Source organism: Chamaesiphon sp. VAR_48_metabat_135_sub (genome assembly GCF_031418915.1).
Lineage (GTDB): Bacteria > Cyanobacteriota > Cyanobacteriia > Cyanobacteriales > Chamaesiphonaceae > Chamaesiphon.
On sequence record NZ_JANOJV010000158.1, the window covers coordinates 1 to 13,435 of the forward strand.

The following is a 13,435-nucleotide window of genomic DNA, read 5'->3' on the forward strand; positions in this document are numbered from 1 at the left end:
TTTTTGGTTTTACAACCCCCCACCCCCATATTTTTGGTTTGGGGGTTTTTTTTGGGGGGGTACCATTTATTTTTATCGAAGCTTGTTGGGTTTTTTTCTCCACATGGCCTTTTTTTGTTGTTTTGGTGGGTTGGGGTCACAGGTCTACACCATAGACCTACTGGAGGAGGCTCGAACCCGATTTTGTTGATAATAGCTGTTTTTTAAACTCCTCAAGATAGAGCTGAGTCCCAATCGGGCCAGGTAATGCCAGACAGAGATAGCTAGGGATGAAATAGACCTTGCCTGCTTTGCTGGCTTTGAGCGATCGGGCGATCGGGTTACTCGTCCAAGCTTGTTGGAGTTTAGTCAGTTGATAGTCCTCAAACCCATTTGCTAGCGTACTTGCTGAGACATTGCGGAAGTTGTGCCCTAGCAGCACGATCGCATCTGCCGCATCGAGTTCGGGGAATGTTTCGAGCGAAATCGGCGCGAAAGTCTCCGGCGGTGCTTGTCCAGCTTGTTGCGGGTAGACCAATTGAAAGCCTAAATCTTGGGGTAAAGAGCTACATCGATCGTGAATTTTGGTCACTAGCCCCACCTCGCGGAGGTCGGGTGAAATCAGCATTAGCAACTTGGGCGCGGTGGCAACTAGTGGGGCAAAAGCTTGGCGGGCGGTGGCAATTTGTTGTTTCGTTTCCTGCAATAACTCTGTGGCGCGTTCGGAACGATTCACGGCTTTGGCGATCGTCTGGAGATTGCCATTGGAATCGCCCCATTTGAGCATTAGTGTCGGTGCGATCTTCGACAGGGTTTGATAGTGCTGGGTATTAGTAATATCCAGTCCCAAAATTAAGTCCGGTTTCGCTTTGACAATTGCTTCGATCGAGGGGGTGCCAGCCATGCCCACATTGGCGATCGATCCGGCGATCCGCGCTCCTAAATAGGGAATCTGTTGGCTGGGCTTGTTATATTCGCCTCGGTGCAAAGCGGCATAGTCCGCAAAGGCTACTGGCTGAAGACCGAGAGCCAGCAATGGTTCTAATAAATATGGGCCTAACACGACAATCCGTTGCGGTCGGTCGCACACTTGAGTCGTTCCGGCGGTATGCTCGATTTGCTGGCAGTTAGCGCGGTTCGCAGTTGGTGCGCTCGAACGGATCGAACGATCGTGTAGCGTCCCCTTTGGGGCATCGAATTTGCCCGCACAGGCAGCGAGCGTCAGTATTAACCCGATCGCCACAACCAGCTTATAAAAATAATTCCTAAATTTCATCATTTTTCTAATAACCTATTCTCAACTTAAAGTCAGTATTCCAAGTGATGGGTTTTGGAAAAATTCATGAATATCCTGAGTTGACGATCTAAGAATGACTTCAATCTCTTTGGTGGAGCAATTCCCCCGCCGAATCCAGATAACTTTCGGTGGGAAACCTCGGACAAGACTCAGATCGTTATAATCTGAGTCGCGGGTAACAATTGTGTAGTCATTTTGAGCCGCATAGTCCCAAATGAGGCGATCGTCATCCCTATCCATTTGTAATGGAAAAACATGTTGAGAATTAGAATAGATATCGGCAAGAATCAGAACTAATCGAGGTGAAAGATTATGGTCAAAAAGCAATTTCATGCCGCAATAGTGAGGGTAAGCTGTTCCCGATCGGCAGCGTAGCTAAGGCAGGCAAGAATATCAGTGGTGGTGAGGTACGGAAAGTCTTGGAGAATTTCATCTTGGGTCATACCAGACGCTAAATAGGACAAGACATCATAGACGGTAATTCGCATCCCTCGGATACAAGGTTTTCCGCTACGTTTTCCAGGTTCTATTGTTAGAATATTTTGGTATTTCATTGATATGTGGATCGTAATAATAGATTCATTTTAGCGCAACGCCTTCTCTCAATTCGATCGATTCGGTTTGTTAGGCTGCGGACTGCTTAATCAATCGATAATTATCAAAAACGACTTCATATCCGTTCCCCTCTGGTGATGCACACACGATGCCAACCTGAACCTCTGGGACAATCGGGAAATAAGCCAGTCGGAGCAAAGCATACTTTGAGCTTGCATCCAGATATGAAATATGGATTGCTTCTTTTCGACGCTCAACACGTAGCCGGAGAGATACAAGTGGTTTCAGGAGTGGAGTTACTGACCAGTCTGAGTAGTCATGAGTGACCACAGCACTTAAATGCTGAACCCCATCGACATACTCTATACCTGTTTTGATCCAATGATTCTCATCAAATCGAATCATAATACCTGCCTGGTCATACAAATCCTTATAGCTCCCAGTTATCTCAACTTCCACAACAAAATCTGTGTCTACCCGCTCGAAATAGAAGTGTCCACTGTCTCGAATGAACCCATAGTGAGTAATACGCCAGAAATCAGTCTTTGGCGATGTGTTAACAATAATTCGATTACTAGAACTTGACCAATGAGCAGGTTCGTTCAGCCATTGCATAGTGGTTAGGTGAAATACGGATTCGATCGAGATTCATTATATCAAACGCCTCAAAGATCTCAAATAGTTCCTACAGCTCTGTTCTCAACACCTTGTCAGCTTCCAACTGTTTGAGGTTGCCGAGCAGATTGGGTTGAATCGAATGGCGATTGAATGTTTTGGTACCGATCGGAATACACATCGGCGTTCCGGCGATCGGATCGGGATGGATTTGACATTTGAGGTTAAATACCGCCTCGACGAGTTCTGTCGTGACGATCTCTGCTGGTGTACCTGCGGCAAATACGCGTCCGGCTTTGATGGCAACTAAATAGTCGGCATAGCGGCAAGCTCGATCGAGATCGTGCAATACCATGACGATCGTGCGTCCTTGCTGCTGATTGAGTCGGTAGAGCAGATCCAAGACTTCCATTTGATGGGCGAGATCGAGAAATGTTGTCGGCTCGTCCAGTAACAGAATTTTGGTGTTTTGGGCGAGGGACATGGCAATCCACGCTCGTTGTCTTTGGCCGCCAGAGAGGGTATCGAGGGGGCGATCTCTCAGTGTTACTAAGTCGGTCATTTCCAAGGCTTCGCGGACGATTTGGCGGTCTTGCAGCGACCATTGTTGCCGCCAATCTTGATAGGGATAACGACCTTGGGACACCAAATCTTTGACGGTTAAACCTTCAGGGGAGATCGGACTTTGCGGTAATAGTCCCAACTGCCTGGCGACACTTTTGGTCGATCCGGCGAGGATCGATTTACCATCGAGATACACCCCGCCGCTAGTCGGCTTGAGCAATCTTGCCAACCCTTTGAGCAAGGTCGATTTGCCGCAGCCATTCGACCCCACTAACACGGTAATTTTTTCCGCAGGAATCGTTAAGGACAAATCCTGAATAATCGTGTTCCCCTGGTAAGCCAGGGATAGATCTTGAGCGATGAGTTCGATCATTTGCGGTGGCGATTTTGAATCAGTAGATAGAGGAAAAACGGTGCGCCGATCGTGGCAAGGACGACACCACAGGGCAACTCGATCGGTGCCAAGATCGTGCGCCCGATCGCATCGGCGAGCGTCACTAACATGCCCCCGATGAGGGCGGCGACTGGTAAGATCTGGCGATAATTGCCTCCGACGAGTTGGCGGGCGATGTGGGGGGCAATCAGTCCGACAAAGCCGATCGTCCCAGCGGCAGCCACCGCCGAGCCAGCTAATGCCACGGCGATGATGACGAGCTGGGCGCGTTGCCATGTCACGCGACTCCCCAATCCCGTGGCGATCTCATCGCCCAAGGAGAGGACATTTAACTCCCGCGTTAGTCCCAATGCGAGGGCAGTACCAACCATCGCCCACGGCAACAGGGCGAAAAAATCCTCCCACGTGCGATTGTAGACGCTGCCGGCCAGCCAGATTAAAGCTTGGCTGACAGTGGAAATCGACCCCAAGGAAATCATTAAGCTGGTACAGGCACTGGCGATCGCCGACAAGCCAATTCCCAGCAAAATTAATAACATCGGTGAATTTTGCCCACTCCCTGCCAAACTATAAATCAGGGCTGCCATGAATAATGCCCCAATAAATGCGGCGATCGGTAGGGTAGCAACTGGGGCATCGGGAAATAACACGATCGTCGCAACTGCCGCCAAACTCGCCCCCGCATTGATGCCGATGATACTCGGATCGGCGAGGGGATTGCGGGTTAAGCCTTGAAAAATCGCACCCGAAATCGCCAGCGCGACACCGACTAAAAAGGCGACTAAGGTACGGGACAATCTCAATGTTTGAATCACGAATGGCAGATCGGGATTGCCTGTATCGATACCTAGCAGGGTTGCGATGAGATCGCCGAGCGCGATCGGGTACTCACCTTGCCCGACATTGACGACGATCGCCGCCAAGGTCAACCCCGCTAATATGGGGACGATCGGCAATTGCTGCCGCTCTGGGCGATCTACTGGTAGGGGCGGGCGAATGGCTAACCAGTTTTTCATGCGCGGATTTTTGCTTTGGCGAGATAAACAAATACTGGTGCGCCGACAAGTGCCGTCATTACGCCGACAGGCAGCTCTTGGGGCTGAATTAACAGTCTGGCGGCGATATCGGCAACTAACAGCAGAATGGCACCGTAGACTGCTGAGTAGGGCAGAATCCAGCGATAATCGGTTTTGATGAAGAATTTCACGCCGTGGGGGACGACTAGCCCCACAAACCCGATCGGCCCAGCGATCGCCACAGAACTACCTGCGAGTAACACCATACTCGTTACCGTTAACAGCTTAATCGTCAGGGTGTTTTGTCCCAAACTGGTGGCAACATCTTCGCCTAAGCTCAGGGTGGCGATTTGTCTGCTGAGGGCAAATGCCAGTAATAACCCCACCACCATTACTGGTAATACCCGTAAAAATAGACCGAAATCTCTCCCTACCAGGGAACCTGCCAGCCAAAAGCGAATTTCGTCTAAGGTACTCTGGCTGACGATCAGGATGCTGGTAGTTAAGGCGGCGATAAATGCGGCGATCGCAGCTCCAGCGATCGTCAGGTTGAGCGGGGTGACTCCCCCAGGGCCGAGGGATGCACAGAAATAAACGACAATCGCCGCGATGCCCGCCCCCACAAAGGCTGCTCCGGCATAGTCTGAGGGGGTGGAGCTACCAAGCAGAAAGGAGGTACCGACTACCGCTAGGGCACCGCCAGCTTCGATGCCTAAGATGCCAGTTTCGGCTAGGGGATTGCGGGTTAAACCTTGAATCGCCGCCCCCGCTACGGCAAGCGCGGCACCGACAGCGAGTGCCATTAGCGATCTGGGTAATCTGACTGTTTGGATAATCAGATGGTCGAAGGAATTATCGAACTGGGTAAAGGAGTCGAAAATAACTGCTAGCGAAATGTCTCTAGTGCCTAAAGTAATGCTGTAGATCGCACAACCGATCGCCACCAACATACCTAGCCCTAGCCCGACTAGTGGTGAGGGTTTCAGATATTTAGACAACCTCGCAACAGTAGGGTCGAGCATGATACTTGCTAAGATTAATCATTTAATATTACTAACTATTGGTAATACTTTGCAATGGTACTTTCGGCGGATCTAGATCTAAATTGCTAATTCTTAACAGTTAATCCCTAGCATCTGACCGCCAAAAGTCGATGTTTGACCGCTGAGTGCTGCCATCACATCAAAAAAGACCCGGTCTAAGCATGTGCCAAAAAGTCTAGTTGGGTATAGACAACACGGAGATCGCTCATGTACAATCAGATTTTGTTGATAATTATTCTTATTTAAAATGCAGACTAATAATTCCAGTGGTAAGTATCGTTTCTGTCAACAGCTATGCATCCAGCAGATCTGTCTGGCGTTCGCTGCCGTAATCATTGCTCTACCAATTGGAGTCCAAGCACAAACGCTCCCAGGTGCAACCAGTCAGAGGGCGGTCGTTGGCGAAGCCTCCCCGTTGGGGAATCGCCACAATCATCTAGGTCGCAAAAATTTACCGACCATCAAAAAACTCCTAGCACAGGCAGCGATCGCGCCACTAAACATCACCGGAATTAAGCTCAACTCGAAAAATAACGGCATTGAAGTAATCTTAGAAACTGCGGGGACGCTGACGGCTCCGGCTCCCCAGATCGTTGGTAATCTCCTCTACTTCGATATCCCCAACGCCACCCTCTCTCAACAATTCCAAGCGGCTAATCCGGCTCCAGGAGTGGGAAATGTCTCTGTTACTCAAATAAATTCTAGCTACGTGCGCGTGACGGTAATTGGCACCAATGGGGCACCCCAAGCAACGGTAATTGCCAGCGAAGCGGGTGCGAACGATTCCCCTGTAGCCCAGACAAATGCACCAGAAATAGAAATCAACGTTACTGGGGGTTTGCGAGACTCCTACCGCAAGCCCAATGCTGCTAGTGTGACGGGTACGAATACGCCGATTATCGAAACTCCTTTTGCAGTTCAGGTGATTCCCCAGACGATTATTCGCGACAGGCAGAGTAGAGATGTTAAAGATGCGGTCAGTACCGTCAGCGGCGTTACTTTTAATGGGAATACCCAAGGTCGTGGTGGGAACACGTTTAGCATTCGCGGCTTCTCTGGAGTGGCAACTTTGCGGGATGGATTCAGGCAATTTGGGATTGGTGAGGGACAGACCCAACCAGTCAGCGAAATTGCTAATTTAGAGCAAGTTGAAGTCCTCAAAGGGCCAGCCTCAATTTTGTATGGCGCAATCGAGCCAGGTGGACTGATTAACCTCGTCAGCAAGAAACCATTATCTACGCCATTTTATGAAGTAGAAGTTCAAGGTGGCAGTCGTAATTTAATTAGCCCCCGTTTTGATGTTTCTGGCCCTTTAACTGCTGATGGCAAGGTACTCTATCGCGTTAATGGACTGTATCAAAGCATCAATAAAGTGGGGAATTTCACTCAACCCGACCAGAAAACCTTTATTGCTCCGACAATTGCCTGGAAAGTTGGCGATAAGACCGATCTGACTATTTCCGCAGAATATATCGACTCCATTCGTCCTGCCGATTTTGGAGTGCCAGCAGTGGGAACGAATGTAGCCAATGTCCCACGAGATCGCATTATCACCGAGCCTAGCGATCGAGTCACCAATCAATCTTTGAATATCGGTTATGGACTAGACCATCAGTTTAGCGACAACTGGAAACTTCGCAATGCTTTTCGCTATGCCTCAAATCAGTATGATTATAATGTTGTCGCCTTGCCAATAGGTTTCGATGAGACGACAAATACCGTCAACCGTTTTTTCGCTACTCAACAAGGTCAGACCAAAGACTATACCTTTCAAACCAATCTAACTGGTGAATTTGCCACGGGGGATGTCAAGCACAAACTGTTGGTCGGTACAGATTATGTCCGTCGAGAGGGCCGACGGGCTGAACGTGTTGGCGACCCCACAGACCTCGATCTGTTCAATCCAGTTTATGGAGTAGTTAAACCGAATAAACTCGATCTCCCTGACTTTGGCGGTAGAACTACTCGCGGTAATAGTTTTGGATTTTTCATCCAAGACCAAATCGATCTGGTCAAAAATGTCAAACTCCTAGCTGGAGTCCGTTATGATACGCTCTCGCAAACTACTACTAATATTCTCGAAGGTGGAGAAACTAGCTTAACCGCCAGTGCGCTCACTCCTAGGCTCGGACTCCTCTATCAATTCAACAATCGACTCTCAGCCTACGGCAGTTACTCGCAGTCCTTTGCCCCAAATGAAGGTACGACAGCAGCAGGTGCAGCCTTAGAGCCACAACGCGGTAAAGGGTATGAGTTTGGAGTCAAGTCTGACTTAATCGAGGGCAAGCTGTTTGCAACACTGGCGTATTTCGATATTTCCAGACAAAATGTCCCCCTTACCGATCCTGCCAATCCGCTATTTTCGATCGCCTCTGGCGAACAACGCAGTCGGGGGATTGAATTCGACATCTCTGGCGAACCCGCGCCTGGTCTGAAGTTAGTTGCCTCTTATGCTTATACCGATGCGAAAGTTTCTGCCGATTTAGATCCGACACTCGTTGGTAAAAAGTTGTTTGGGGTGCCAGAACATGCGGCGAGCTTCTGGACAACTTACGAACTTCAGCAAGGCCAAATGAAGGGTTTAGGTTTTGGTGCGGGTCTAAATTTCAAGGGAGATCGCCAAGGCGATTTAGAAAATACCTATCGGCTGGGAAGTTATGTGACTGCGGATGCGGCAATTTTCTACAAAAAGGATGATTGGCGATTTGGACTCAATCTCAAGAATATTAGCGATGCCAAGTATGTCGAAAGTGGTTTCGGATTGCCCACATCTGCCAATAATTTTGGCGATCCATTCACTGTAATTGCTTCGGTTGGGGTTAAGTTCTAATTGTCGAGTCTCTATTTGTCCTTTTATATTCCCAACTTCATCTAATATGATGTGTCAAGAAAAAACCATGAATCTCGTTCGATCGCACCGAAAAATTCTCACTTTCAATACATTTCTACCGCTCTGCTTTGTAATTAATATTTTGGCGATCGCCATTGCTATTCCAGCTAGTGCAAGATCTTTAACTGCTAATAATGCCGATCGATCCTCAAATCCTAACGCTACCAGTATTACTACTCATCGCAGTACTAGACAAGTACTCGCACAGGCAGATAGCAACCGAGCGAGTATTACTGGCATCAAGCTAAATGCCAAAGATAACGGGATTGAAGTAGTCTTAGAAACTGCGGGGACGATTTCGGCTCCAGCTCCCAAAATCATTGGCAATCTCCTTTACTTCGATCTGCCCAATGCGATTATTGCGCAACCATTTCGGGCGGCCAATCCCGCCAAAGGGATCGAGAGTGTCTCTGTCACCCAGGTAGATTCGGGCTACATCCGCGTTACTGTAGTTGGCTCGACGGGGACACCCCAAGCGACGGTGATTGCTGGTGCGGCTGGCACAAATCCCGAACCTGTAGCGCAGAAAAACGAACCAGAACTCGAAATCAACGTCATCGGCGGACTGAGAGACTCTTACCGCAAGCCCAATGCTTCTAGTGTGACGGGTACGAATACACCGATTATCGAAACTCCATTCTCCGTCCAAGTCATTCCCCAGACGATTATTCGCGACAGGCAGAGTAGAGATGTTAAAGATGCGCTGAGTAATGTCAGCGGCGTTATTTATAATGGGAATGTCCAAGGTCGCAGTGGAAACACGTTTAGTATTCGTGGTTTCTCTGGAGTGGCAACTTTGCGGGATGGATTCAGGCAATTTGGGGCTGGTCAGGGAAATACCCAACCATTCAGCGAAATTGCTAATTTAGAGCAAGTTGAAGTCCTCAAAGGGCCAGCCTCAATTTTGTATGGCGCAATCGAGCCAGGTGGACTGATTAACCTCATTAGCAAGAAACCATTATCTACGCCATTTTATGAAGTAGAAGTTCAAGGTGGCTCTCGTAATTTAATTAGCCCCCGTTTTGATGTTTCTGGCCCTTTAACCGCTGATGGCAAAGTACTTTATCGCGTCAATGGACTGTATCAAAGCATCAATAGTGTGGTGAAGTCCACTCAACCCGACCAGAAAACCTTTATTGCCCCGACAATTGCCTGGAAAGTTGGCGACAAGACCGACCTGAGTATTTCCGCAGAATATATCGACTCCAATCGTCCTGGCGATTTTGGATTGCCCGCAGTGGGGACGAGTGTAGCCAATGTCTCGCGCGATCGCATTAGCGGCGAACCTAGCGATCGAATCACCAATCAATCCCTGAATATCGGTTATCTGCTCGACCATCAGTTTAGCGATAACTGGAAACTCCGCAATGCTTTTCGCTATGCCTCAAATCAGTTTGATTTCAATGTTGTCGCCTATCCGCTGGGTTTCGATGAGACCACAAATACCGTCAACCGTTTTTTCGCCACTCAAGAAGGTCAGACCAAGGACTATACCTTACAAACCAATTTAACTGGTGAATTCGCCACGGGGGATGTCAAGCACAAACTATTGGTCGGTACAGATTATGTCCGTCGAGAGGGGCGACTTTTTTCAAGCATTGGCGACCCAACAGACCTCGACCTGTTTAATCCCGTTTATGGCGTAGTTAAACCGAATAAAGCCGACATCCCTGGCTTTGGCGGTACCGCTATTCGCGGTAATAGTTTTGGATTTTTCGTCCAAGACCAAGTTGAGGTCGTCAAAAATTTAAAACTCCTAGCAGGAGTCCGTTATGATACGCTCTCGCAAGACAATATTAATATTCCTGGTGTAGGAACCGACCCTGGAGAAACTAGCTTAACTGCCAGTGCGATCACCCCTCGGCTCGGACTCCTCTATCAATTCAACAATCGACTCTCAGCCTACGGCAGCTATTCACAGTCTTTTACTCCAAATTCAGGTACGACAGTATCAGGCGCAGCTTTAGAGCCACAACGCGGTAAAGGGTATGAGATTGGAGTCAAGTCTGACTTAATCGATGGCAAACTGTTTGCAACACTGGCATATTTTGATATTTCCAAGCAAAATGTCCCCCTTACCGATCCTGACAATCCGCTATTTTCGATCGCCTCTGGCGAACAACGCAGTCGGGGGATTGAATTCGACATTGCTGGCGAACCCGCGCCCGGTCTGAAGTTAGTAGCATCTTATGCTTATACCGATGCCAAAGTTTCTGCCGATTTAGATCCGACACTCGTTGGTAAAAAATTGTTTGGGGTGCCAGAACATGCGGCGAGCTTCTGGACAACTTACGAACTTCAGCAAGGTCAGATGAAGGGTTTAGGTTTTGGTGCGGGTCTAAATTTCAAGGGAGATCGTCAAGGTGATTTAGAGAATACCTATCTAATGGGAAGTTATTTGACTGCGGATGCGGCAATTTTCTACAAAAAGGATGATTGGCGATTTGGACTCAATTTTAAGAATATTAGCGATGCCAAGTATGTCGAAAGTAGTTTAGGATCGCGCGGATCTGGCAATAATTTTGGCGATCCATTCACTGTAATTGCTTCTGTGTCTGTGAAGTTTTAAGGCTCGATTCAGTGTCTGCTACGATACAGCTTTTTACAGCCAACAGCTTTGACGATCGAGATTCAATCTCGATCTTCAAAAAAACAAAGTTTGGTGTCTAAAATTATAAATTATTGCTAATCTATCGCAAATATTTTTCAGCATTATTGCTGAATTACGATCGATTTCAGAGATTGGAGATCCTTGAAATGCTTGATAGATAGCTATTTTAGTTACTAAAACATCAGATTAAATTAAGAGAGTGTGATTTACCTGAGTTAAAAGTATTTGTGATAAGATCTCAACAGCTATAATTCCCGCCCGTCAATTTCAAAAATTATGGAACAATCGAGTTTCAGTGCCACATCCAGGCAGAATGCCGACAAAAATCTGCTAACTATCTTACTGGCTGGGGTAGGTGGCTCGCTGGCGTTCCACGTTGCGGCGATCGCTGGAGTCGCAACGTTATGGAAACCCGTTGCGCCGATCGATGAGCCGATGGAAATTACAATGGTGGATGTCGATAGTGAGAAACCACCACAGCCAAAAGTAATCCCGATCGTTAAGGCACCCACCAAGGTAGAGCCAAAACCAGTCCCGATCGTCAAGGTACCCGCAAAACTAGAACCAAAAATAGCTCCAGCCAAACCAATGCCGATCGTCAAGGTACCTGCCCAGGTAACGCAAAAACCAGTCCCGATCGTCAAGACAGCATCATCGCTCGATAATTTCATCGATTCGGCGAAGCCGACGCTACGCGAACGAGTCGCCAGTAAACCTGCACCCAGATCGATAGAGCCGCCGTTAAAAGCGGTAGCTCCACCAGCGTTTCCTGACGAAATATTCAAACCCGCACCAGTGAAAACTTCAGCAGTACCCACTCAGAAAATAGCTAAATCGCCTACTTTTACGACTCCTCAACCGGAACAGCCGAAAATAGTCACAGAGCCTCAACCGGAAACGCCCATCCGTGAAAATCAATCGGGGTTAGCGAGTAACTCACCCAATCGCCAACTTGCCACCCGCTCGACAGATACACCCGCACCGACTCAGGAGCAAGATTTTGAGCAGGTAACACCAAGCAAAGTCAATGCGCCGACTGAAGAAATCGCCTCCAGCAATCACAACCAGTCGGGATTGACTAGCAACCCCGCTACTACTAGTAAATTAGCTGGTAAATTAGCAGCAAATAATACTAGCCCTACCACTGACGATAACTTTGGGGAAGTCGCACCGAGCAAAATTAAAACACCCACCACCGATGAATTTGCAGGCTCTAGTAACAACCAGTCAGGATTAGCAGGTAAGCCCACTAGTGGCGGGAAACTAGTTACTAGATTAGCTGGGAACACTCCTAGTAGTAATCATGCCAGTGATGGCGATCCTGGTGGTGTCGAGCGAGGCAATAGTTGGCGCGGTGCCAGAGCCGAACCAGGTGCTGGCTTGAAGCCCAATCCAGGCAATAGCGGCGGTGATGATGCTGGCTCTGGGAAAACATTTGGATTGCAATGTATCAAAAGATGCGACATTAGCGGACTGACAGATCTAGAAGATCGAGATGGCGGCAAGGATAAATTACGGATTAAGATCGCCGTCGATCCCAACGGTAATGTCACCAGAGCGAGTATCGCCAAATCCAGCGGTAATTCGACAATCGATCGAGTTGTGATTAATGGAGTCAAGCAAATGCAATTTAGCCCTCCAGGAAAAATAGTAGAACGAGTAGTCAAGGCGAATATTTTACTATGATTTTAATGATTATGATTAGTAGGATTAGGTTGTTATTACTATTGAAATCGATCGATAATGTCGTGTATTTTTAGTACTAATACAAGAATATTTTTTGATAAAAGTTGTTTGAATTATATGAATTATTTCAAGGTATTAATTACGGGTGCAATTGGAGTTACAACATCAGTTTTTCAAACTCACTTAGCGATCGCTGCCAGCATCACATTACCCGATGGGAGTAAATGCGAAGGTGAAGTGAGTAGAGGAGTTTTAACCGGACAAGCGACTTGTCAATATGCCAGTAAAGATACATATACTGGCTCCTTTAAAGATGGTAAATTCTCTGGGACTGGTAAGTATACATTTGCGGCTGGTGGCAGCTATCAAGGCACATTTAAAAATGGTCAAATTGAAGGGAAAGGAGTAAGAACATATCCAGATGGCGATCGCTATGAAGGCGATTTTGTCAAGGGCGAACCCAATGGCATTGGTAATTATCTTGCTGCGGGTGGTGGTGGTTATCAAGGCGAATTCAAAAATGGATCTCCCGCAGGTAAGGGTATATTTACCTTTAAAAATGGCGATCGCTGTACCGGAATTGCTACAAATACTCAACTCAATGGGGCTGGTACTTGCCAATACAAAAATGGTAATAGTTATCAAGGTAATCTTGCTAACGATCGACCAGACGGTCAAGGTACGATGACTTTTGCCGATAAAAGTAACTATACAGGCGAATTTAAAGCTGGACAATTTGCAGGAACAGGAACTCGCAAGTACAAAAATGGTAATATTTATACTGG

General features: G+C 47.7%; 11 protein-coding genes. 4 read left to right on the forward strand and 7 right to left on the reverse strand.

Going from position 1 to position 13,435, the window contains the following annotated elements; genetic code table 11:
* Positions 1 to 157: 157 nt before the first annotated feature.
* From RMO55_RS11255 to RMO55_RS11285, 7 genes are all read right to left on the reverse strand, one after another.
* Entirely contained in the window at positions 158 to 1,258 is a 1,101-nt protein-coding gene (locus RMO55_RS11255; RefSeq protein WP_310426597.1) for an iron-siderophore ABC transporter substrate-binding protein, read from the reverse strand.
* Between the two features lie 18 nt (positions 1,259 to 1,276).
* On the reverse strand, positions 1,277 to 1,609 hold the full coding sequence (locus tag RMO55_RS11260) for a DUF5615 family PIN-like protein (RefSeq protein ID WP_310426598.1): 333 nt from the start codon (positions 1,607 to 1,609) through the stop codon (positions 1,277 to 1,279).
* A complete protein-coding gene (locus RMO55_RS11265) occupies positions 1,606 to 1,830 on the reverse strand; it encodes a DUF433 domain-containing protein (RefSeq protein WP_310426599.1) in 225 nt (74 codons plus the stop codon). Before RMO55_RS11265 ends, RMO55_RS11260 begins: the two co-directional genes overlap by 4 nt.
* Positions 1,831 to 1,900: 70 nt before the next feature.
* Positions 1,901 to 2,446, reverse strand: coding sequence for a DUF1349 domain-containing protein (locus tag RMO55_RS11270; protein ID WP_310426600.1), 546 nt, complete (start codon positions 2,444 to 2,446; stop codon positions 1,901 to 1,903).
* A gap of 70 nt (positions 2,447 to 2,516) precedes the next feature.
* Positions 2,517 to 3,383, reverse strand: a complete 867-nt coding sequence (locus RMO55_RS11275) for an ABC transporter ATP-binding protein (protein WP_310426601.1) — start codon at positions 3,381 to 3,383, stop codon at positions 2,517 to 2,519.
* Complete coding sequence (locus RMO55_RS11280; protein ID WP_310426602.1) at positions 3,380 to 4,420, reverse strand: iron ABC transporter permease; 1,041 nt, start codon at positions 4,418 to 4,420, stop codon at positions 3,380 to 3,382. The genes RMO55_RS11275 and RMO55_RS11280 overlap by 4 nt, the downstream gene beginning before the upstream one ends.
* Complete coding sequence (locus RMO55_RS11285) at positions 4,417 to 5,442, reverse strand: iron ABC transporter permease (RefSeq protein ID WP_310426603.1); 1,026 nt, start codon at positions 5,440 to 5,442, stop codon at positions 4,417 to 4,419. Before RMO55_RS11285 ends, RMO55_RS11280 begins: the two co-directional genes overlap by 4 nt.
* A gap of 268 nt (positions 5,443 to 5,710) precedes the next feature.
* Between RMO55_RS11285 and RMO55_RS11290 the strand changes: the two genes are divergently transcribed.
* The 4 genes from RMO55_RS11290 to RMO55_RS11305 all read left to right on the forward strand — a co-directional run.
* Entirely contained in the window at positions 5,711 to 8,293 is a 2,583-nt protein-coding gene (locus RMO55_RS11290) for a TonB-dependent siderophore receptor (protein ID WP_310426604.1), read from the forward strand.
* 46 nt (positions 8,294 to 8,339) lie between these two features.
* Positions 8,340 to 10,922 (forward strand): TonB-dependent siderophore receptor, encoded by a 2,583-nt coding sequence (locus RMO55_RS11295; protein WP_310426605.1) that lies wholly within the window; start codon positions 8,340 to 8,342, stop codon positions 10,920 to 10,922.
* Positions 10,923 to 11,240: 318 nt separating this feature from the next.
* The gene (locus RMO55_RS11300) at positions 11,241 to 12,650 is read left to right on the forward strand and encodes a TonB family protein (RefSeq protein ID WP_310426606.1); all 1,410 of its coding nucleotides are present in this window, start codon (positions 11,241 to 11,243) and stop codon (positions 12,648 to 12,650) included.
* Between the two features lie 117 nt (positions 12,651 to 12,767).
* A partial coding sequence (locus RMO55_RS11305; RefSeq protein WP_396134267.1) for an MORN repeat-containing protein occupies positions 12,768 to 13,435 on the forward strand: 668 nt, incomplete at its 3' end.